22 protein-coding genes are annotated in these 21,028 nt (G+C 46.9%); 14 read left to right on the top strand and 8 right to left on the bottom strand.

The window, feature by feature from the left end; translation table 11 throughout:
* Positions 1-121: 121 nt before the first annotated feature.
* Positions 122-1,024 (bottom strand): radical SAM protein, encoded by a 903-nt coding sequence (locus OEV79_09655; protein ID MDH4211694.1) that lies wholly within the window; start codon positions 1,022-1,024, stop codon positions 122-124.
* A gap of 309 nt (positions 1,025-1,333) precedes the next feature.
* Here OEV79_09655 and OEV79_09650 point away from each other — a divergent pair, with 309 nt between their 5' ends.
* Positions 1,334-2,083 carry a class I SAM-dependent methyltransferase gene (locus OEV79_09650; GenBank protein MDH4211693.1) on the top strand — a complete coding sequence of 250 codons (750 nt, stop codon included), beginning with the start codon at positions 1,334-1,336 and terminating at the stop codon, positions 2,081-2,083.
* 167 nt (positions 2,084-2,250) lie between these two features.
* Here the strand turns inward: OEV79_09650 and OEV79_09645 are convergent, their stop codons facing one another.
* From OEV79_09645 to OEV79_09630, 4 genes are read right to left on the bottom strand one after another with little or no spacing between them, the layout of a single operon-like run.
* Entirely contained in the window at positions 2,251-2,631 is a 381-nt protein-coding gene (locus OEV79_09645; protein MDH4211692.1) for a VOC family protein, read from the bottom strand.
* Between the two features lie 13 nt (positions 2,632-2,644).
* On the bottom strand, positions 2,645-3,274 hold the full coding sequence (locus OEV79_09640; protein MDH4211691.1) for an HAD family phosphatase: 630 nt from the start codon (positions 3,272-3,274) through the stop codon (positions 2,645-2,647).
* A gap of 42 nt (positions 3,275-3,316) precedes the next feature.
* Positions 3,317-3,862: a GNAT family N-acetyltransferase gene (locus tag OEV79_09635; protein MDH4211690.1), complete on the bottom strand. Its 546-nt coding sequence runs from the start codon at positions 3,860-3,862 to the stop codon at positions 3,317-3,319.
* A gap of 16 nt (positions 3,863-3,878) precedes the next feature.
* On the bottom strand, positions 3,879-4,466 hold the full coding sequence (locus OEV79_09630; protein ID MDH4211689.1) for a hypothetical protein: 588 nt from the start codon (positions 4,464-4,466) through the stop codon (positions 3,879-3,881).
* 241 nt (positions 4,467-4,707) lie between these two features.
* Between OEV79_09630 and OEV79_09625 the strand changes: the two genes are divergently transcribed.
* Together OEV79_09625 and OEV79_09620 are read left to right on the top strand one after the other, a co-directional pair.
* Positions 4,708-5,133: a MarR family winged helix-turn-helix transcriptional regulator gene (locus OEV79_09625; GenBank protein ID MDH4211688.1), complete on the top strand. Its 426-nt coding sequence runs from the start codon at positions 4,708-4,710 to the stop codon at positions 5,131-5,133.
* Between the two features lie 47 nt (positions 5,134-5,180).
* Positions 5,181-5,804, top strand: a complete 624-nt coding sequence (locus OEV79_09620) for a LysE family translocator (GenBank protein MDH4211687.1) — start codon at positions 5,181-5,183, stop codon at positions 5,802-5,804.
* Between the two features lie 78 nt (positions 5,805-5,882).
* On the opposite strand, the gene OEV79_09615 is transcribed toward OEV79_09620, so the two are convergent.
* The 3 genes from OEV79_09615 to OEV79_09605 all read right to left on the bottom strand — a co-directional run bounded on the left by OEV79_09615 (position 5,883) and on the right by OEV79_09605 (position 7,866).
* On the bottom strand, positions 5,883-6,167 hold the full coding sequence (locus OEV79_09615) for a hypothetical protein (protein ID MDH4211686.1): 285 nt from the start codon (positions 6,165-6,167) through the stop codon (positions 5,883-5,885).
* Positions 6,168-6,201: 34 nt separating this feature from the next.
* Positions 6,202-6,786 carry a hypothetical protein gene (locus tag OEV79_09610; protein MDH4211685.1) on the bottom strand — a complete coding sequence of 195 codons (585 nt, stop codon included), beginning with the start codon at positions 6,784-6,786 and terminating at the stop codon, positions 6,202-6,204.
* Positions 6,787-6,993: 207 nt separating this feature from the next.
* Entirely contained in the window at positions 6,994-7,866 is an 873-nt protein-coding gene (locus tag OEV79_09605) for a T9SS type A sorting domain-containing protein (protein MDH4211684.1), read from the bottom strand.
* Between the two features lie 469 nt (positions 7,867-8,335).
* Between OEV79_09605 and OEV79_09600 the strand changes: the two genes are divergently transcribed.
* The 11 genes from OEV79_09600 (at position 8,336) to lpxA (ending at position 20,537) form a co-directional block, all read left to right on the top strand.
* Positions 8,336-9,088: a methyltransferase domain-containing protein gene (locus tag OEV79_09600; protein ID MDH4211683.1), complete on the top strand. Its 753-nt coding sequence runs from the start codon at positions 8,336-8,338 to the stop codon at positions 9,086-9,088.
* Between the two features lie 135 nt (positions 9,089-9,223).
* Positions 9,224-10,213, top strand: coding sequence for a WG repeat-containing protein (locus tag OEV79_09595; GenBank protein MDH4211682.1), 990 nt, complete (start codon positions 9,224-9,226; stop codon positions 10,211-10,213).
* A 126-nt stretch (positions 10,214-10,339) separates the two neighbouring features.
* Positions 10,340-11,536: an imidazolonepropionase gene (hutI, locus tag OEV79_09590; protein ID MDH4211681.1), complete on the top strand. Its 1,197-nt coding sequence runs from the start codon at positions 10,340-10,342 to the stop codon at positions 11,534-11,536.
* Complete coding sequence (gene ftcD, locus OEV79_09585; protein ID MDH4211680.1) at positions 11,520-13,025, top strand: glutamate formimidoyltransferase; 1,506 nt, start codon at positions 11,520-11,522, stop codon at positions 13,023-13,025. The genes hutI and ftcD overlap by 17 nt, the downstream gene beginning before the upstream one ends.
* Before the next feature lie 30 nt (positions 13,026-13,055).
* Positions 13,056-14,978, top strand: coding sequence for a tetratricopeptide repeat protein (locus OEV79_09580; protein MDH4211679.1), 1,923 nt, complete (start codon positions 13,056-13,058; stop codon positions 14,976-14,978).
* A gap of 15 nt (positions 14,979-14,993) precedes the next feature.
* On the top strand, positions 14,994-15,815 hold the full coding sequence (locus tag OEV79_09575) for an AAA family ATPase (protein MDH4211678.1): 822 nt from the start codon (positions 14,994-14,996) through the stop codon (positions 15,813-15,815).
* Entirely contained in the window at positions 15,815-17,620 is a 1,806-nt protein-coding gene (locus tag OEV79_09570) for a tetratricopeptide repeat protein (protein MDH4211677.1), read from the top strand. Before OEV79_09575 ends, OEV79_09570 begins: the two co-directional genes overlap by 1 nt.
* A gap of 7 nt (positions 17,621-17,627) precedes the next feature.
* Positions 17,628-18,452, top strand: a complete 825-nt coding sequence (locus tag OEV79_09565) for an AAA family ATPase (GenBank protein MDH4211676.1) — start codon at positions 17,628-17,630, stop codon at positions 18,450-18,452.
* A complete protein-coding gene (locus OEV79_09560) occupies positions 18,449-19,294 on the top strand; it encodes a PHP domain-containing protein (GenBank protein MDH4211675.1) in 846 nt (281 codons plus the stop codon). Before OEV79_09565 ends, OEV79_09560 begins: the two co-directional genes overlap by 4 nt.
* Before the next feature lie 28 nt (positions 19,295-19,322).
* Positions 19,323-19,739: a 3-hydroxyacyl-ACP dehydratase FabZ gene (gene fabZ, locus OEV79_09555; GenBank protein MDH4211674.1), complete on the top strand. Its 417-nt coding sequence runs from the start codon at positions 19,323-19,325 to the stop codon at positions 19,737-19,739.
* A gap of 3 nt (positions 19,740-19,742) precedes the next feature.
* Positions 19,743-20,537, top strand: coding sequence for an acyl-ACP--UDP-N-acetylglucosamine O-acyltransferase (lpxA, locus tag OEV79_09550; GenBank protein ID MDH4211673.1), 795 nt, complete (start codon positions 19,743-19,745; stop codon positions 20,535-20,537).
* Positions 20,538-21,028: the final 491 nt, after the last annotated feature.

The raw sequence follows: 21,028 nt of genomic DNA, 5'->3' as shown, positions 1-21,028 counted from the left end.
ATGGTCCAAGGACATTATAATACCGAACTAACCGGAGGTCAATATTGACAAATAACTAACTACCAAGTATAGTAAAACCTAATCAGGGGAACGCAATTTTTTCATAGGTGACCCACACTTGTCATTCTAGCCCATAAACCTGTCGTGGGGCAAGGAACTGCGGGAATTTGTCTATGAGGGATTTGCGTGCAACGTAGCAGAAATGGCAGGCATCGACATATGCATCCTCATGTTTGACGTCGTATGTTTTTGCCAGTAAAGCGGGGCCGCCTTTGACCAATGGTCCGCAGACTGGGTGCAAGTTAGCGTCATATTTCTTATCCAGCTCGGACAGAGGTATTTCCCACATGTTGCCCATGCTTAACCCCTGACACATATGCGTGTGGCCATAAGGGTCGACATGTATTCTTTTGGGTGCTACAAGTTCTTCGTGCGGGCACTCGGTGAATGTGTCCCAGTGTTTTTTCGGAAGGCCTTCAATTAGTTTTTCAACTGCTCTTCCGCGCAACATGGTGTCACCACCAACAACAGGTTCGCCCTTTTCTTGCGTACCGTCTGTAGATACTCCGACAGCAGGTTTTTCAATGCAAATGGAACGGACTGGTATTCCGGCATTGTTTGCGGCAGCAATGAGTCGTTTTGCAGAATTCTCCCTTTCGTCTCCATGGTGAAGAGGGTCGTCACTTACGCTGAGAATAGATATACCCAATTCGATCAGAGGTTTTAGCCAGATTTCGGCATCCTCTTCGGTCGTGGCAAAATATGAGTTCGAAACAAGGCCTACTTTAAAGCCTTTGTCGCGGGCGATCTTGATACCTTCGATCATTATGGGATAGAATAAAAACGGTTCGCCGCCCTCAAAATACACCCACTCCGCAGTGTCGATCTTGGTCATTTCGTCGATGACGTCTCGGATTTGATTCAGGGTGAATGTGCCTGGAGCTTTCGGACCACTGTAAACAAAACAATGGTCACACTCAAAATTACACATATAAGTGAGAAGAAAATGCACACCCTGCAGCATGATAGATTCCTTTTTTCATTGTATTTGCATGCGCGACCGTGTCAACCATCTCATCCCTCCACCCCCTGTGGTAAATGCCTACGCTGACTGGAGGTTCATGTTTATTTGTTATAACCGTAATCTATCTGTTCTCACTGTAGTCATCCTGCACAGCAGTGTCATTGCGAGGAGCAGAGCGACGCGGCAATCTCATCATATCAACCGACAGTACTGACAAGACACCGGTTGATGCCAAAAAGTCAACCCCCATCCCCGTTATACGATGCCATGTTTTCTTGACGGCAAGATGCGGTTGGATATAATGGCATCGTGATCGATAAGTCCAAAGGGATGTATCGTCTGTATAATGACCTTGCATGGTTATGGCCTTTGTGGGGGAGCGTTGAAGAATACAGGGAAGAAAGTGAAACGGCCGTAGCTCTCATCAAGCAGCACGCCCAAATCGAGGTAAAATCTCTCCTGGATATAACCTGCGGGGGCGGTAAGAATCTCTTCCATTTCAAGAAACACTTTGATGCTTATGGTTTGGATATCAGCAACGCGATGTTGGATAATGCGAGAAAGTTGAATCCGGAATGTAATTTCTACCTGGCCGATATGAGGTATTGTGATTTGAAGCGTCAGTTTGATTCAATATACATCAATGATGGTATTGCTTATATTACAAGCTCGGACGATTTGCTGAGGACATTCCAATGCGCATATAGGCATCTATGTGCGGGCGGTGTCATGATCTGTTATGCGGAGTTCTGCAAAGGAGATCTCATGCAGAACAAGACACAGAGTACGGTATCCATAACAGATTTCATGGAAATAACTTTCATCGAAAATAACTATGACCCGGATCCGTCCGATGATACATTCGAGACGACGATGATCTATCTGATTCGAGAGAAGGGGAAGTTGAGAATAGAGCATGACTTCCACGTGTGTGGTACCTTCACGGTGGATGTCTGGAGAGATTTATTGCGTAAGGCAGGATTTAAAGTAACAGAATACCCCAAAGGTAGGAATGTGTTCGACTCACCATCGTATGCCTGTGTGAAACCAACTTCTTAACTTCAGATCTTCCCTCAAAGCCAACGAGTGGGGTCAGGTCTTGACTATTGACAATTACCACATTTTCGCAATATCGGGGTTGATTTTCGAAACCAACACTGCTATTAGCTATGCGCTGGGTTTGTACACCATTTTGTCAATAGTCAAGACCTGACCCCAAGGCGTCCTTACTTTCTCTCTTCAACGACCCAGATCTGGTTTCCTCTGATATCAAGCAGTCCGCCGTACAGATATTTTCCTTCTTCATCTGTAAAAGGGCCAAACAGGATTTTACTACCCGTTTCTCTGACTCCTGCGAAGAGCCTATTGATATCCGAAACGGAGAATTGAATTATGGCGGTATTGTTTCGCGGAGCAGTTGGTTTTACACCCATTTCACGTGCAATTGCGATGCCTACCACGGCCTGACCCGAGTGTTCTAATACGGTATAGTTTTCTTTACCTTCAAACTTATGTTTGATCCTCAAATCAAACGTATTCATATACCAATCTACCAGTTTCTCATAATCTTCTGCGAGGATTATTGGGTAGAGGAGGTTCAGATTCATCGGTGTGGCCTTATTACCCGTGGGACGCCGCTACTTCGACGCCGAGGTTTCTCAGAGCTCTGACCATTTGGCTGAATGACGTCACGTGAATGCTCTCTATATTCTTGGCCGCGGCTGCACTGACGAATTCAGGATTGTCATCCAGGAATATTACTTTATCAGTAGCCAGATTGAGGTGTTTCAGTACTATCTCATATGCCTTGGGCTCCGGCTTTCGCGCGTGGATCTCGTGAGAGCTGAACACTTTTTCGAAAAAGTGGAGAAGAGGTGCACATATTATGCGCCACTTTTTTGCGTGTATTTCGTTGGTATTTGTCAGTGCGACCAGTCGGTAGTGGGTTTTCAGATCCTGCAGCAGTTCTTCGATACCGGGTACCAATCCTCCGTACAAACTGTTCCATCCATTATCGAAATCTTCATCACTGAGCTTCAAGTCGAGCATTTCCATAATACGATCTCTGAATACCACGGCATCGATCTCTCCCCGCTCGAATTCTTTGAATGTTTTGCCGAATTCGAATTTGTGTTCAAGCGAATTGGCGTCTTTGCCGCTCGCCATTGCCCAATGATCGAAAACCTTGTGAGGTGAGAAATGGAAGATTACACCACCACAGTCAAAGATGATTGCACGGTACTGTTTCACAGGTGGATTATAGGTTTGTAGCGAGTGCTGTCAACATCCCGATCAATGAAATGCATGCTTGTGGAGTTTGTATATCCACGGTCCTTCAGTAATGCCGCCTTTCTTCCTTGTGTCCTCCTTGATCTTGACCATCCCCAATTTTTCCAACACACGTATTGAGCTGCGATTTTGCGGGTTCACCTCTGCAAAGACATCATCGTCTGTTATATTCTCTGATAGCCATTTGAGGAATGCTCTGCCTGCCTCGGTTGCATAACCCTTATTCCAGTATGCTGGATGGATTGCATATGCAATCTCTTTCAATTTTTCGTCATATGGTAATGGTCCGTATGTAACCCATCCAATCAATTGGTTTTCGGTCTTCAGCCTTATGCCGAGACTTATTCTGATGATTTCATTTACGCTCTTGTTGTAGTTGCCTATCAACCATTCCAGGGTGCGTCTGAGTTCCTCTCTCGTTTCGTACCTATCAGGGAGAAATTCCTGTATCTCCTTCAAATTCGAAAAGTCATACAGGTAATCCAGATCATCCAGAGTCAATTCACTAATAACTAGTTCTTCAGCGATAACAGGCAAGTTTCTTAGCATTGCATTAACCGGCAGTCTACCAGCGGACCATCATCGCAATGCCAAGTAGTATGTAGTGATGCGACGTCTCCTCTTCACGATCCCAGTATTTGTTGCTCGGGCCGTTAAGGGCGTGAGCGTATCTAATAGAGGGGAATAGGCAAATGCTTTGGAAATTTATTTCCATGCCCACCATCAATTCGGGTCCGATATTTGTCTCCAATATACTGTCCGGGACGGATATCGGTGTTATGAATCCAACGGCACCCGTAGCGTTCAGCGTCTTGCATATCGCGAATCCTGCGCCGAGCACAATTTTGTTTTTCCCGATAGGGATGCCGTAGATCAAATCAACCGGGAGGAGTAGATTCCCGCAGCTCCATTCCAGTGTGACGGGTTCGTACTCATAATAATACCAGGCATATTGAAGACCGGTATGAACGCCGATCTTATTGGTGAACCAGATGTTTAGTCCCAGTCCCAGCTGATATGCCGGTTCGCTGGATGTGAGAGAACCCCAGCGGCTCGGTACCATTCCTCCATGGCTAATGATGCCGGCACAATACTCAACCGCAAAAACAGGTAAGATAAACAGGAATAAAGCGAGCAATATTCTCTTCACCATCATGCCCTCCGTGTACGGATTACTGCACGATATTATGTCAAATTGGCTGCGAAGTCAATGCGATTGATGGGGTCAGGTCTTGACTATTGACAATTGCCGCATTTTCGCAATACCGGGGTTGATTTTCGAAGCCATCACTGCTTTTACTTGGATGTTGGTCAAGTTGATTGATTTGTCAATAGTCAAGACCTGACCCCAGAGCCCCCTTGACAAAGGTTTGATATCAAAGTATAATACAAAGATGAAGACCGAGCACGTCATTGCCTTGATCGCCAGAGTGAGGGATAGGGCATATGAATTTATTATCAGAGAATTGAATCAAAGGAAGATCACAGGGCTCGTACCATCACATGGCGGGATAGTGAGTAATTTGTTTAAGAAAGACAGGGTGCCCATGAAGGAAATTGCTGAGAGGATAGGAAGGGATAAATCGACCGTTACTGCACTTGTGAATAAACTGGTGCGTGCCGGGTATGTAGTGAAGGAAAAGGATCCCGGTGACAAGAGAATCACTTATCTCTGTTTGACCGCCAAGGGCAGGTCGCTTGAGCGGGATTTTGATATGATCTCTGAGCGCCTCATTGCCACGGCGTTTAGCGGATTTTCGCAAAAGGAAAGAGAAGAGATCGTTCGCGGTGTTGTGAAAATGCTGAATAATTTTAAGTAGAAAAATTTTGTGAATATAGTTTGATATCAAACCAATAAGGAGGAACAATGTATTTGCCTGTTTGGCTGTCCTTTGTTGGCGCGTCATTTATTTTTGGTCTGATTCCAGGACCATCTGTCTGTTTTACGATTGCCCATGCAATCAGACACGGAGCACGAAGAACGCTGCCCACAATATCGGGGCAACTCGTTGCCAATTGTTGCCAGATCTTCATCGTGCTCTTTGGTATGAACCGCGTATTAGAACAATCAGTTGTTCTTTTCCAGGTGCTGAAAATTATCGGCGCAATTTACCTGGTCTATCTGGGCTATCGCCAGTGGACTGCTGGCCGGCCGCTTCTGGATACCGGAAAAGAAGCGGTTTCCAATAACATGCACAAGCCATTTGTCAAAGGTTTTGTGGTCTGCGGGACCAATCCCAAAGCCATAATCTACTATGCCGCGCTTCTGCCTCAGTTCGTTGTTCGAACCCAGGATGAGAATATCCAGTTGATCGTTCTTGCTGTGACCAGTGTAGTGATCGCCGCCACCGTACTTGCATTCTATACAATGCTCGCAGACCGTGTGAGTATTTTGTTTGACTCAAGAAGATACTGGAAGACGCAGAATCGGTTGGCCGGGTTCATTATGGTCAGTGCAGGAATTGCGTTGTCAGTAACATCAGGACAGTGACGATAGACATGCAAAAGATAAGGGGAAGGCATTTAGCCTTCCCCTGTTTCGAATTTCCAGACTAGACTTCGCTTGTGATTATTTCTGATACTGTTCCATGTAGGCGTTCTTCATCTCGACAAACTTCTCTGTCGCTTTTGTATCGAGCGTGATTGCCGTAATTATCTCTTTATACCTATCAAGACTCATTTTTTCCGTTTCCAGCATTTTGAGTGCTTTTACTTCATCGATCTCGACCATTGCCGCTATTTTCGCAACTTTTTCTATTGTCTTCTGGTCGAGTGCCTTTTCTTCACTGCCATTTGCGCAGCCAATTATTACCAGGACAGCTATTGCGGCGATAAGAAAGATTTTTTTCTTCATGATTTCTCCTTGTTTAATCTAGCTGATGCATTATCTATTTTCCCTTGCCTTTCCCTTTTGAGGTGGGCTGTTCTTCGTCCTGTTTCTTCATCATCCCTTTCTGCTCCTGGCTTTGGTCTCCTTGCTGGCCTTCTTTGGCTTCGGACTTGACTTTTTGAGTTCCTTCTTTTTCTACCTCGGCTTCCTTGCCTTCACGCTCTTCTTTACGTTCTGTCTTTCCTTCGTCTTCCTCAACCCTAACCCGGTGCCGGGCCTGTAATTCGGTTCTAACTGTCTGACCTAATTCCTCACCGTGGACGCCTTTTGCTTTCTGTTCGACGACGAAATCGGAGATTCCCCTGTTTGATGCTCCTCCAGCCGAGTTCTCTTCCATGATTCTTATGGTATTCACGCCTTCCTCTGGAGATAATTTCTTTTCCTGTACACCTTTTACTACATTCTGTATTTCGTCTTCTTCAGTGCCCGCTTCCCTTGCTTCTTTTGCGGCTTCGGGAATTCTGCTTGTACTTCTCAGTTCTTCGGCATCCGGTGTTCTCTCCGGTGCTTCATCTGTCGTTTGTGCAAGCAGTGGCGAGATCGAGAAGATCGTGATGAGTACTAATAGCGCTACATGTTTCATGAGTTCCTCCTCAAATATTTTTGTAGTTAATTATACGCAGATCAAGGAATTAATCAAGCATGGCAGTTGGGGTCAGGTCTTGACTATTGACAAAATGGCTATATGTCTAGCTTGCGTGTAGCAGCAGTGATGGTCTCGAAAATCGACTCCGGTATTGTGAAAATGTGACAGTTGTCAATAGTCAAGACCTGACCCCATATTTCGGTATTACTTTACGATAATCTTACCCGTTGCTATTTCCGATTGGCTAACAAAGCGATACAGATAGACGCCGGCGCTAACCTGGTTCTGGTTGGCTGCATTCAGGTCTAAGTGTAGTATTTCACGGTTACTTGAAGTGATACCGGTGAGGCTCTTCACGTTTCGCCCCAGAACATCGAATATCTCGAACTCGTATGCTGCACCCTGGGGTAGTTCGATGAGGAACCGGATGTTATCTGCAGAACATGGGTTGTTGACTAGGGTAACAACGGATTTATCCAGTTTTTCAAGTACGATCTCTTCGATCCCGACGAGGTCCATTATTTTGATCTTTCCGGCTTGAAGTCCCTCGCGCGAGGGTGCATCTACCTGGATCCAGGTCACTATGTTACAGCGGGTCTCATCCCAGGCGGCATCGATCATGAATGGCCGGTTCACGTCGACTGTCTGCCCGGGATCGATCGTCACCACTTCGCCGATTTCATCCGGCAGAAAGTCTCGCGCCAGTTTGTTGTGCCATCCGTGTCCATTGGGATCGAGGTGGTAGAGGCTGTCCTCGGTTATCACAAAGTAGACACGTGCGGTTATGGCGCTTGCCGAATCGTTCTGGAATGATGCGGTTACCGTGCCGTTGTTCGTGACCGGATCATAGCCACCTGTAATATTCAGCGTAACCGGCGAGGGCTGTGCCATGCGACTCGTGAGCCAGGGCCTCCATGTGCTTATCGGCCAGAGATCTACTCCATCGGCGAAAAGGGATGGATACCCGTAAAAAATGTAATAATTGTATACGCGGTCGCGCGCTTTCTGTAAAAATCCAAAATCTCCAGTAGCCGAGTGATACTCGACAAGCGCGGTCTGGTCAGGATAATCCAACATTGCTATTGTGTCCAGCAGACTGCTGGCATAAGGGCACGTTGGTCAACCACTCCAGTAGGCTTCTTCCATCATGACGACGCGCTGGGCTGCATATAGCCCGCCAAGCATGGCGAAGGCCATTAAAGTCGTCAATACTCTGTGCGATATATTTCGCATATTACCTCCTTATGCTTATAGTGTTTATAATGTTTATGTTTATATCTACTGGGGATGTTGTGAGTTATAATTGCCTGACCGTCGATACACTAACGCCGTATCGACACATTTTTATAACCCCCTTACGAAATATTGACAAGTTTATTATCGTTAGATTCTTCGAAATGTCAAGCCTTGAATACCAGTTGACTTTTGTCCAAGTTTGGATATAATATTGAAGTGTTTCGTATTCATGACATCAAAACATACGATATTCTGGACAATTTAACTCTGTTGCCATTGAATCAGTATTACATGATCTGGAGTTGCCATAATGGGTAAAGACGCATACCAGGGTTTTGCAGAACGATACGATTTGTTCCACGGTAAGTTCGGTGAGCACAAGCCGAACTATCGTGTCTTCTATCAAAAAGTTTTTCTGGAAAACAATATCCATTCAGTGCTGGATTGTGCATGCGGTACGGGTCATGATGCACATCTTTTCTACTCATTGGGTTGTGAGGTGACCTGTTCGGACGTCTCGACGTCTATGCTGACGAGGGCAAGGAAGAACTTTAAAAGCCTGGATGTAAATATCCCGCTACACAAGGTCGACTACCGTTCGTTGCACAAGAATTTCAAGCGGAAATTTGATGCGGTCACATGCCTTTCAAGTTCGATACTTCATATGCCGGATAAAAAGGAGATCATCAGGGCATTCTTGAGCATGCAGAGGGTATTGCGCGAAAACGGCATATTGATAATTACTCAGGGTACCACTGATAAACAGTGGAAGATGAAGCCCAGATTTATACTAAACTCGAGCCAGAAAGATTTTACACGGCTTTTTGCGATCGACTATCGGGAACGCGGGGCGCGGTACAATGTTCTCGACATACGACACGACAAGCAGAAGCCGGAGCTCAAGGTTTGGTCGGTGGATTATGCCCAGATCCTGCTCAAGGATGATTACACCAAACTGCTGCAGCTGGCTGGCTACAAAAAAATACGTTTCTACGGTTCATACAAGTTCGAGCCGTACAATAAAAAGGAAAGTGACCTGCTCATTTGCGTGGCTCATAAGTAGCGTGAACATTCTACTGGTTACTATCTGATTTCAATGTCAGCATCCCGACACTTTTTTCAATTGTAGTATTTGTCACATGTTCAGGTATTTCTGTATCTATTATGCGATAATCAATTTGTGAAAAAAGGAGTATTTGTGAAAAAAATACTTGCGTTTTGCATCACAGCGTTAGTCGTCTTCTCTTGCCGCAATTCCGGGGGAAATGAGGAGGCGAAGTTGTTTCCGATCATGGTTGAACAGAAGATCGGTTACATTGACAACAAGGGCAGAGTCGTAATTGAACCGCAGTTGGACCGGGTCGGTCGGTTCTCTGAAGGCCGCGTGGCTTTCGAGAAGGACTGGAAATGGGGTTACATAGACGCAAAAGGCAGAGTTATCATTGAACCACAGTTCGACCACAGTAGCTTCTTTTCTGAAGGAATAGCGGACGTCAGAGTGGGACAGAAATGGGGGTTCATTGACACGCTCGGAAATTTCGTGTTAGAACCTGAATATGTGGCCGTGCGCGCCTTCTCCGAGGGCCTTGCCGCGGTCCGGACCGAAGAGAAATGGGGATGCATCAACAAGAAGGGTGAGATGGTCATCGATGCGATATTCGACATCCCACTCACATTTTCCGAAGGTCTGGCAGCTTTCCGGGATAGTACGGGCTGGGGTTATGTTAATCAGGCAGGAGAAGTGGTCATCGAACCTCGATTCGATGCCGTGGGTATGTTCTCTGAAGGAAGCGCCCCCGTTTTTGCAGATGGCAAATGGGGTTTTATCGACAAGAAAGGTGACATTGTCATTGATCTGCAATATGACTTCGCGGGTACTTTTTCCGATAGCCTCGCGCCGGTAAGAATTGGCGAGAAATGGGGTTTCACAAACACTAACGGCGAGTTGGCGATAGAGCCGAAATTCGATCTTGCATATGGATTTTTCGAGGGCTTGTCCGCAGTTAAGGTTGGTGAAAGATGGGGTTACATAGATAAATCAGGCAAGATCGTGATCCCCGCGCAATTCGGACTCGTGAGTCATTTCTCGGGCGGTTTGGCCATGGTGCTTGATACATTGAAAAACCGTGCCTATGTCAATAGAACCGGCAAAATTGTCTGGAGGAGCGAACCGCCTCAAGACAAATAAGTAAGAGACTCTTCAGGGTCTAAGAAATCTCAGTCACAATCCTTCTCAAAAGCGTTTTCTTGTGTATTCAAGCCTTGATTTTGGGTCTAATCATTGACATAAAGCGAAAATAGGGTAAAATATTTCATGTCCATTGTACTCTCAAATGCTACTGAAATTCTTACTATGAAACGCGGTCTCGGTGTCGTTAAGAATCGTTCAATTCTTATTGAAGACGGCATCATTGAGAAGATTGGCACGGTACGGCCCAAAAAACACTACCGGATCATAGATGCCACGGGATGCGTCGTCTGCCCTGGTTTTGTCGATTCTCATACTCACCTGGTCTTTGGAGGCAGTCGTGAGGATGAGTTCGCCATGCGCATAAAAGGCCTCAAATATGAGGCAATAGCCCGGGCCGGGGGTGGCATCGCAAGTACCGTGAAGCATACTACAAAAGCGAGCGAGGATTTGCTGTATCAGTTGGGACGTCAGCGATTGAAGAGGATATTGAGGCACGGTACAACGACGGTGGAAATCAAAAGTGGCTACGGTTTGACGTCAGAAGTTGAATACAAGATGTTGCGGGTCATTAACCGGTTGAAGAAGCGCGCGCCGATTGAAGTGGTTCCTACTTTTCTGGTTCATACAGTGCCCGCGAAAGTGAAGCGGGATGATTTCATAAAAAGCGTGGTCGATGAGATGATCCCCTACGTTGCTAAAAACAAATTGGCCGCCTTCTGCGATGTCTTCTGTGATCGTATCGCTTTCAGCAAGGAAGAGAGCGAGGTGATATTATCGGCCGCAAGGGATTGGGGATTCAAGTTGAAGATCCATACGGATGAATTCGCCAACATAGGTGGGGCGCTCGTTGCCGCCAAACTGGGCTGCACATCGGCGGATCACCTGCTCGTTTCGACGAAACGCGATATCGTGGCGATGAAGAAGTCCGGCGTCGTGCCCACCTTGCTCCCCGGCACCTCGGTATTTCTACGGCTTAATGGCAAACCGGATATGCAAGCGTTCCGGTCGGCGAGATCAGATGTAGCTATAGCGAGTGATTTCAATCCCGGATCGTGTATGATCTATTCGATGCTGAAAATCATCGCGCTCGCCTGTCTCGCGTATGGCATGCATGTGGAGGAAGCCCTCATTGGCGCGACCAAGAATGGCGCCAGGGCGCTTGGTATTTTTGACCGCGTTGGCAGTATTGAAGAAGGAAAACAGGCGGATCTGGTCGTACTTAATGTCGACAATTACAGAAAGATTCCCTACCAATTTGGGGAGGATATGGTCAGTTATACTATTAAGGAAGGGAAGGTAATCTATGGAAAAAATAATTGAGTGTATTCCGAATTTCAGTGAAGGTCGTGACGAGGAAAAACTCAATCAGATTATCGGTGAGATAGAGAGTGCTGGTGTTGATCTGCTCGACCGGGAGATGGACCCGAGCCATAACCGAGCAGTTGTAACATTCGTCGGCGAACCCGAAGCCGTGCTCGAAGCCGCTTTCAGGGGTGCGAAGAAAGCCTCGGAGTTGATCGATCTTACAAAACACAAAGGTGAACATCCGCGCATGGGTGCAACCGATGTTATACCGTTTGTGCCGATCAGTAATGCAACGACACGCGAGTGTGTGGAACTGGCAAAACGTCTCGGGAAGAGGATTGCCGAAGAGCTTCAGATCCCAGTTTACCTGTACGAGGCGGCTGCAACCCGGCCGGACCGTCAGAACCTCGCCAACATAAGGAGGGGTGAATTCGAAGGACTGCGTGATGAAATAGAGACCAATCCAGACCGTAGACCGGATTTTGGTGAACCGAAAATACACCCCACTGCCGGAGCTACCGTGGTGGGAGCCAGGTTTCCGCTCATTGCATTCAATCTTAATCTGGATACGTCCGACGTCGAGATCGCTCAGAAGATCGCCAAGGCAATACGTTTCATGAGCGGGGGGTTCCGTTACTGCAAAGCACTGGGTTTTGAACTGAAGAATGAAGGAGTTGCCCAAGTTTCGATAAACATGACCGAGTACACAAAAACGCCACTTTTCAGGGTGTATGAAATGGCGCGCCGTGAAGCCGAGCGCTACGGTGTATGTATCAAGGAATCAGAGATCGTTGGGTTGGTTCCTGAACAAGCCTTGATTGACACGGCAAGATATTACCTCCAGTTAGACCGTTTCAACGAGAACCAGATTCTCGAGTACCGTCTGCGCGGCAAGGCGGGAAAGCAGTCGATACTTGAATTCCTTAATGATCTGGCGATGTCCAAACCTACTCCCGGCGGGGGCAGCGTCGCGGCGCTCGAAGCTGCACTCGGTACCGGGCTGCTGGCGATGGTCACCGGGATAACCGTTCGCAAAACAAAGGATGCCGAACTCAAGGACTTCCATGGCCATCTGAAGCTTGAAATGTACGATTTCTACAAGTACATCGATAAGGATAAGCAGGCCTTCGATGAGGTCATGACTGCGTTCAAGCTGCCGGAAGAGTCACCAGAAGAGAAAAAGGCGAAAGAAGCGGCGGTGCAGGATGGCTTGAAGAATGCCGCCCAGGTACCCCTTGAGGTATGCAAGAAGATTCTGTTGGTCTATCCCTATGCTAAAACACTCGCCCAGAAGGGTTTGAAGAGTGCGATATCTGACGTTGGGGTCGCACTTCATGCCTTGCATAGCGGGTTCATCGGCGCGCGGTTGAATGTGCTCATAAACCTCAAATCAATTACCGATGACGAATTTAACACTTCAATGAATACTACAGTTGACTCTTTGACCAAACAAGAAGAGAAAATGTTTAGAGAAATCGAGAAGATATTCTTGACAACTTTTTGAAAACAATTATAATTTCGATGAAGGCTACGAATGGAAACTGATTTCTTGGAAAAGAGCAGAAGCTACATGCAGGAGGGACAGCTCGAAAAAGCGCAGGTTCTTTTGCGTCGTGCCTTGCATGAAAGCCCAAATTCTGCAAGGGCTTTGGAACTTTCTGGCGATCTTGCTCAGCGTATGGGTAAGAGAAGCGAAGCAGTAACGCGCTACGAGCAGGCTGCAGCGATCTACGCGGAGAACGATCAGCAACTCGAGGCCATCATATGTCTTGAAAAAGTAGCTAAGCTCGAACGTACGAATAGTGACCGATATGTCCATCTTGCGCAGCTCTACAGGCAGACCGGACTTCCCAACCAGGGGATACAGAAAATGATCGAGCTATGCTCATTGTCGATCGAGAATAAAGACGAGACTACATTTATTAACGGGTTGCGTAAGATAGTTGAGTTGCAGCCCGACAATTTACGGCTGGGATTATCTTATGTGCGTATCCTGAGGGTCATGAATCGCGGCGAACAGGCGGAAGAGGAATTAAGTCGTCTGAAGTCAATAGCCACCGAGAAAAATGAACAAGGTATTTTGAAGGAAATCAACCGTTTACTCCCTCAACCGGACGGTGGTGATGAAGGGTTGGATCCAAAGAGCCGGGTCGAATTGGGCAATCTGCTCTATGAAATAGGCTCTAAAGATGAAGCGCTCGTTGAGTTCAATCGAGCCGTGAGCGATCTGGTCGAACAGGGCGAACCTTTGGAAGCGATCAATGTTCTCAACCGGATCGTTGAGATCGACCCGGGCAACGAATCAGCTTTTGACAAATTGAGGGAACTGCAGGCTCTGACCGGTACCGCTCCAGAAGAGAAAATCGAGGAGAGGGAAATAGATCTGTCGGAAGCGCCCGTACAGCCAGCTGAGACAACCATAGATGAAAGAGGCTCCGAAGTTGCTGAAGAGACCGCTCAACCAGTTGTTGCTGAAGGTTCCGAACGTGCCGAGCAGACGGTCGATGAGAAAAAGGAATTTGTTGAAGTGGCAGAAGGGACCAAGGGAGAGGATACGGGGGTCGTAGAGCCACCTGAAGAAGTTGTTACTGAAGAACCAGAATACGCCGAAGCAGCGATGCAGGAGGAATCGATCGCCGACACGTCTGAGCCTGTAGAAGGTATTTTCGATGATCTCATACGCGAGGTAGAAAATTATGTTGACCGTGCGCAAAAAGAAAAGGGTACAGAACCAGTAGAAAAAGAGATCGAGGAGCCCCAGACTCTCGAAGGGCAGATCGCCGATATTGAATTTTTGCTGAAGGAAATGGAGACGCCTTCTGCGCCAAGTTTTGAAGTGGCTTCTGAATTTGATGAATTCCGTGGAAATATCCGGTGGGATGAAGAGGATGTCGGCAAGAGACTGGAGTTGGCGCAGCGGGCTTTTGATGCCGAGCTTTATGAGACAGCGTTTACCCATGCACACGAGCTGAAAATAAACAAGCACACCTGGCCGCTGTCCCTGGAAATTACCGGTGCGGCAATGATCAAACTCGGCAAGTACAGCGAAGCGATCAAGACGGTGGGTCCGGCTATTCTTCTCGAGGACATACCGCAAAGTCAAAAAATCGAATTACGGTATTTGCTCGCTTCGGCTTATCAGGGGATGGGTGATTTTGACAACGCTTTAAGGGAGATTGAACATATCATGTCCACGGCGCCAGACTATAAAGATGTAAAGGAAATGTATGAACTCCTCGGAGGTACGAGTGTTGTCTACCCGAGTGCGCCGAAGATCAAACCCGCGAGTGAAGAGAAACCAGTCACGGGGATTGAGGAGAAAACGGAAGAACCTGAGATAGTCAGGCCACAGGAGCCCGTCGAGGTTCCAGGTGAGACATACGATGAGAAAGCGGCTCCTGAGCCCGAAGAAGAAGAACCGTACGAGCAGAGGGGCGAGAATATCTCGTTTCTCTAATCCATTAGGAGGCTAATGGGATATCAAGAGTTCTACCAATTCAAGTTAGAACCATTTGCGAACCACCCGGACCCCAAGTTCTATTTCAATTCGCCGCAACACGCGCTCGCGCGGGAGTATTTACTGCATGCAGCAAGGGGTGCGCGTGGGCTGGCAGTGCTCCTGGGAGATATCGGAACGGGGAAGACAACCCTTTCGCGTAAGATCCTAAACGAATTATACTCGATGGGCAAGTTCCAGATTGGGCTGATCGTTTTGACCCACTCTGAATTTTCCCCGGCATGGCTTTACACGAGAATTGCGAATCTCATTGGTTTGCGCGATCTAAGCGATTCGACGACCGAGATAATCGCACGCATCTCACAGCGACTCAACGAGATATATCATCGTAATGAAAAGACAGTAATCATTATCGATGAGGCGAATAAGATCGACAATCCAAGTGTGCTTGAAGAAATAAGAGGCCTTTTGAATCTTGAGATCGGAGATACGAGGCTCCTATCATTCATTCTTAGTGGCTTGCCAGACCTTGAGAACTTTATTTCGTCAAACCGCGCTTTGTATCAGCGTATAGCCGTTAAGATCAGGTTGAAATCGATGGGCAGTGATACCGTGAGGTCGTATATTGCTCACCGTCTTAACATTGCAGGTAGTGAAAACGAAATTTTTAGTCCGCGGGCTGTTGATCTCATCTGCCGGTACTCAGAGGGTAGACCGCGGTTGGTAAATATAATCTGCGATAATGCGTTGTTGGAAGGATATTTGCAGAGTAAACAGCAGATCGATGAGATTCTGATCGAAAGGGTGGTAAGCAACCTGGGTTTGAAATTCGAGTAATGGCGGAGCTAGTTGACCTGAAAAGAAAAATCGCCGAGCTGGAGGCGAAGGGCTCATTCAATGAAGCCATTGAGGAGCTCGAGAGCGCTATTGGAGAGTTTCCGAGCGAAGGCTCTTTGTACAATAAATTGGGTGATCTGTATCTAAGGGTGAATCAGCAGAAAAACGCGCTCAGCGCGTATGAGAAAGGCGCCCGTGCTTTCAAGGAAGAAACTTATTTCCCGAATGCAATTGCTCTATGCAAAAAAATCTTGAGATTCGACAAGAACCGTACGGAGATCTACGGGCTGCTCGGTGAATTGCACAAGGATCTGGACCAGCGGGGTGAGGCGGCAAATTACCTGCTCGAATATGCGGATCGAAAACGCCGGGCAAATGATCTGGATACTGCTCTGAAAACATACGACATGATTAGGGAACTGGTTCCGAACAATGCTCGGATACTCAAAACAATATCGGCTATATATGAGCAAGTTGGCAAGAAAGACCGTGGGAGTGAACTGCTGGAACAGGCGAAAGAAATTGAGACGAAACACGAGAAGTTCAAAGAGATTGTGCTCGAAGAAAAAATCAAAACCGAAGTGACTCCGGATATCCCGGAGGAGACGCCCGAAGCGGAGGTCGAAGAAAAGACAACAGGAAAAATTGCAGAAGTTGAAGAGCCCATCCGGCTCGAGGAAATAAAGCCTGTAGAAAAAGATCGTCAGGCTAAGGATAGTATTTCCATTGAAGATATCGTTTCACCCGAGGTTGCAGAGTTGCTCAAGGATGAACAGCGCAGCTCATCCGTCGGCGTGGACATAACTGAGAAGCTGTCCGAGATTGACAAGACTATAGAATTGGGCGAGCTGTATTTGAAACTCGATTCGATCGAAGAGGCCATCGATTGTTTTCGTGATGCCGAGAACGCGGCATGGAGAAGCAAGGACTATGATAAGGCTTTGAATCTGAATAAGAAAATCGCAGATTTGAGGCCTTTCGATTTGAAATCGCGGCAGCACCTCGTTGAAATTGCGCGAATGCGTAAAGACAATGATACACAGGTGACTTTTATGCTTGAGCTGGCCGAAGCGTTGAACCGCCGAGAGGCAAAGAGCGAGGCAAAAAAGATATACCGTGACGTCTTGCGTATTGATCCAGAAAACGTGGTTGCCAAGGAACGGGTCGGGCCTATTGGTCCAGCTGCGCCACCAGAAAAAGCGGCAAGTGCTGTTGATCTGGGTGAGGTTTTGAGGATCGAACAGAGTGAAGCAAAGGCCCAGGCAATGCAGAGTATCGAAGAACTGGTGTCCGAATTCAGACGCGAAGTATTCGAATCCATCGGCGAAGGGGACTACACTTCACATTATGACCTGGGTGTCGCCTATAAAGGCATGGGTTTGTACCAGGAAGCAGTTGAAGAATTGGAGATCGCGGCAAAGGATGAAAAGCTGAAACTGAAAGCTCTTGAGATGATCGGAGCAAGTTATCTTGATTATGATAAGGTAGATGATGCCATTAGGGTTTTATCTGAAAGTTTGGAGATTGAAGGACATGGTGACAAGGAATATTTCGGTATTCATTTCTTGCTTGGTAACTGTCACGAGAAGCGAAATGAGCTGAGGAGTGCGCTTAAGTCTTATGTCAATGCATACAACATAGACAAGAAGGTTCCGGCTTTGAACCAGAAGATACTTCAGCTCAAACAAAAGGTTACTGATGAATTAGAGAAAAGACGCAAGAATGCGTCAGGAGGTAATTTGTCAGACAAAAGTGCTTCAATAGAACAAAAAGTAGACAGAAAGTCTAAGATTACCTACCTGTGACGATTGCATGGGTTACGAATCATTCTACAATCTGAGAGAACATCCTTTCAGCTTTGCGGCTGATGAGAAGTTCTATTATGACTCTCCGCAGCACTCGAAGGCTCTGATTAAGCTGTCCCATGCCGTTGATACGGAGAAGGGTCTTGCGCTTTTGGTTGGGGCGATCGGTACCGGTAAAACCACACTGTCCCGCCGTTTGCTGGACCAGCTGATTGACCAGCAGGTTGAGGCAACGCTCCTTGTTATCATACATTCGGAAATAACCTCTCTTTGGTTTCTGAAGAAGATTTCGTTGATGTTGGAAGCCGGTGGTGATTCGGATGACAAAATCGAGATAATTACCGCGGTCTATCACCGCCTCCTCGAATTCGCGAAGAGAAAAAAGAAAGTGGTTATATTGATCGACGAAGCCAATATGCTACGCAGCAAAGAAATAATGGAAGAAATTCGTGGACTGCTGAATCTTGAATCAGAGAGAGGCAAGTTATTGAACTTCATTCTTTTTGGGTTGCCTGATACCGAAGATTACCTCAAACTCGATCCCCCGCTTTACCAGCGCATTGCGATCCGCTGCGTGCTCGATCCCCTCGATGAGAAGGCAACATATGACTACATATTACATAGGCTCCGCGTTGCGGGCGGCATGCGAAATCTGTTCGATGAAGAAGCACTCAAGGCAATATACTTCTATTCAAAGGGTAATCCAAGAACGATAAACGCGATCTGCGACAATGCTTTGCTCGAGGGTTTTCTTCTGAAAAGAGAGCTCATTGACGTGAAGATTATTGATGATACGGTGCAGGATCTCGGTCTCTTGACGAAGGAATCTTGAGCTCAACTTATCCCGAAAACCAGAAATACGCAGATCTTCATATACATTCAAATTGCTCGGATGGGTTGCTTTCCCCTTCTGAGATTGTTCAATATTGTCACGAAATCAGCCTGGAAGCCATTGCCATTACTGATCATGATTCATTGATGGCAATGGATGAGTTGAAGGATAACGGCGATATGGGAATAAATATCATACCGTCCGTTGAGATGAGTTCAAATATCGGATTGATCGATATACACATTCTTGCATACTACATCGACCACGATAATCCCGATCTTCTAGGATACCTGGAAACTCTCCGTGAACACCGTGTAAAAAGAGCCAAGAAGATCGTCGAGAGACTGTCGCGCGATGGTATAAAGCTCGACTTCGACCGCATGAGGGAACTCGCTAAAAACAGCGCGCTGGGCAGACCGCATATCGCGGAGGCGTTGCGCGAGAGTGGATATGTTCAATCGATCAGGGAAGCATTCGTGCGTTTTTTGAGCTATCATTCTCCCTACTATGAACCTAAGATGAGCATCGCGCCTAAGGACCTGCTGAAAAAAATCGACGAGTGGAATGGCATTGCTGTCATTGCCCATCCGGGCATATATGGTGATGGGGATCTCATCAACCGTCTGATAGATGATGGCGCAGTTGGTATTGAAGTCTGGCATCCTGACCATTCGATGGCATGTCAGCAGGAACTGTATGAGATGGCATCGAATAATGGACTTTTGATGACCGGGGGGTCGGATTGTCATGGCCATCACCGTTCCGGTCTGCAAATAGGCAAGTGTGGGTGCGGTCAGAGGGAAGTTCAGTTGCTGCGCGACTACAAGAGTATCAGTTATTGAAACATGAGATTGCAGTGAGGAGTGGGTAATGATGGATATCGAAGCGATAAAAAAAATCTTACCTCATCGGCCACCGTTCTTGTTCGTCGACGAGGTATTGGAAGTTTCAGACGATAGGATCCTGGCGAAAAGAGAGATCAAGGATGACGAGTATTTCTTAACCGGGCATTTTCCTGGGGAACCGATAATGCCGGGAGTTCTGATCGTCGAAGCAATAGCACAAGCCGGAGGAGTGATGCTTTTACGCAACCGCAGGAACGCGATCCCCCTGTTCATGGCGATCGACAAAGCAAGATTCAGGAAGATCGTAAAACCCGGCGATACACTCATTCTCGAAGCCAGACTGCTGCAGGATCGCGGTAAAGTTGTGAAAATTGCGGGTACGGCAAAGGTGAATGATTCACTTGCCTGCGAGGCAACGATACTTGCCGGGATCAGGGAGTGAGTGATGGATTTCCTGGTCAGTGGAAAGGCGGAGATAGACGCATCCGCAGTTATCGGTCCGTATTCCATCATCGAAGATGATGTTGTTATTGGATGCCGGACCCGGATCGGTAGCCACGTGATAATCAGGAACGGTACGGTTATCGGAAAAAATAATGTCATAAGCGCCGGTGCACAGATCGGCGTCGAACCGCAGGACTACCATTTTAAAGGTGAACGTTCATATTGTGTCATTGGTGATAACAATGTCATAAGGGAATACGCGACGATCTCGCGAGCGACGGGGGAAGGTAGCAAAACCCTTATCGGTAATAACAATTTCATAATGACCTACGTTCACGTGGCTCACAACAACGTGATCGGAGACGGTGTTGTGGTATCAAGTATTGCCCAGCTTGGCGGCCATGTGGAGATCGGTGATCATGCCTACATCGGCGGCCACGCCGGCATCCACCAATTCTGCAGGGTCGGTAAATATGCGATGCTCGGAGCGAAATCATATTTGAATAAAGACCTGCCACCTTTTCTCCTTGCCAGCGGAAACGGAGCGAAAGTCTGTGGGCTCAACACGACCGGCCTCCTGCGCAATCTTTTTTCATGGGAGGAAATTGAAGAGATCAAAAACGTAATGAGATTGCTTTACCGCTCGGAACGGACCCTTGCTCAATGCAAGGAGATGCTTGAAAAAAGAAACTCGTGTCAAGCGCACGAGTTTCTTAAATTCATTGAAGGATCGAAACGCGGTATCCTCTTGAAAGAAAATAGCAGCGCAGTAACAGAGATACTATCCCTGTCGTAGTCTTATCTCAGCTTCTTCTTGTGGCGATCCCTTTTTCGTCTTTTCTTTAGCTTATGTTTCTTAATTTTCTTTCTTTTTCTCTTTCTTCCGCACGGCATTGTTTGACCTCCTTGATTCCGAACGTCGTTATTATATAATAAATACACTAAGTGTCAAGAGATGGAAATAACTAATGACAAGAACGTTAGTCTCGTTACTATCGTTATTACCGTTGGTACCGTTAATTTCGTTACTCTCGTTATTATCGTTAGTTCCGCTAATACAACATTTGGAATTTCGAAATGCGAAATGCGAATTTGACAGAAAACGTTAATTTCGTTGGTTCGTTATTCCCGTTAGTTTCGTTCCGTTTCTCGATAATTATTCTCCAGCATTAGCGTGTCTTCAGGAGCGAAGCGACATGACTTCAGTGAAACATGGCTTCAGTCCGCTGTGCGGACGTGTCTTCATAGCAGCGTGTCTGCAGCGCAGCATGTCTCCAGCGTCAAACC

It is taken from the genome of candidate division WOR-3 bacterium (genome assembly GCA_029858255.1).
In the GTDB taxonomy this organism is placed as follows: Bacteria; Hydrothermota; Tepidihabitantia; order SM23-42; family SM23-42; genus SM23-42.
This window is presented reverse-complemented; position numbering and strand designations above follow the sequence as displayed.

Excerpts from the sequence above, each read along its gene's own strand:
- OEV79_09630 (MDH4211689.1), bottom strand. The coding sequence starts at position 4,466 with ATGGTGAAGAGAATATTGCTCGCTTTATTCCTGTTTATCTTACCTGTT.
- OEV79_09605 (MDH4211684.1), bottom strand. The coding sequence starts at position 7,866 with ATGTTGGATTATCCTGACCAGACCGCGCTTGTCGAGTATCACTCGGCT.
- OEV79_09600 (MDH4211683.1), top strand. The coding sequence starts at position 8,336 with ATGGGTAAAGACGCATACCAGGGTTTTGCAGAACGATACGATTTGTTC.
- OEV79_09645 (MDH4211692.1), bottom strand. The coding sequence starts at position 2,631 with ATGAATCTGAACCTCCTCTACCCAATAATCCTCGCAGAAGATTATGAG.
- ftcD (MDH4211680.1), top strand. The coding sequence starts at position 11,520 with ATGGAAAAAATAATTGAGTGTATTCCGAATTTCAGTGAAGGTCGTGAC.
- OEV79_09625 (MDH4211688.1), top strand. The coding sequence starts at position 4,708 with ATGAAGACCGAGCACGTCATTGCCTTGATCGCCAGAGTGAGGGATAGG.
- OEV79_09635 (MDH4211690.1), bottom strand. The coding sequence starts at position 3,862 with ATGCTAAGAAACTTGCCTGTTATCGCTGAAGAACTAGTTATTAGTGAA.
- OEV79_09570 (MDH4211677.1), top strand. The coding sequence starts at position 15,815 with ATGGCGGAGCTAGTTGACCTGAAAAGAAAAATCGCCGAGCTGGAGGCG.
- OEV79_09610 (MDH4211685.1), bottom strand. The coding sequence starts at position 6,786 with ATGAAACATGTAGCGCTATTAGTACTCATCACGATCTTCTCGATCTCG.
- fabZ (MDH4211674.1), top strand. The coding sequence starts at position 19,323 with ATGATGGATATCGAAGCGATAAAAAAAATCTTACCTCATCGGCCACCG.
- OEV79_09615 (MDH4211686.1), bottom strand. The coding sequence starts at position 6,167 with ATGAAGAAAAAAATCTTTCTTATCGCCGCAATAGCTGTCCTGGTAATA.
- OEV79_09575 (MDH4211678.1), top strand. The coding sequence starts at position 14,994 with ATGGGATATCAAGAGTTCTACCAATTCAAGTTAGAACCATTTGCGAAC.
- OEV79_09620 (MDH4211687.1), top strand. The coding sequence starts at position 5,181 with ATGTATTTGCCTGTTTGGCTGTCCTTTGTTGGCGCGTCATTTATTTTT.
- OEV79_09580 (MDH4211679.1), top strand. The coding sequence starts at position 13,056 with ATGGAAACTGATTTCTTGGAAAAGAGCAGAAGCTACATGCAGGAGGGA.
- hutI (MDH4211681.1), top strand. The coding sequence starts at position 10,340 with ATGTCCATTGTACTCTCAAATGCTACTGAAATTCTTACTATGAAACGC.
- lpxA (MDH4211673.1), top strand. The coding sequence starts at position 19,743 with ATGGATTTCCTGGTCAGTGGAAAGGCGGAGATAGACGCATCCGCAGTT.
- OEV79_09565 (MDH4211676.1), top strand. The coding sequence starts at position 17,628 with ATGGGTTACGAATCATTCTACAATCTGAGAGAACATCCTTTCAGCTTT.
- OEV79_09655 (MDH4211694.1), bottom strand. The coding sequence starts at position 1,024 with ATGCTGCAGGGTGTGCATTTTCTTCTCACTTATATGTGTAATTTTGAG.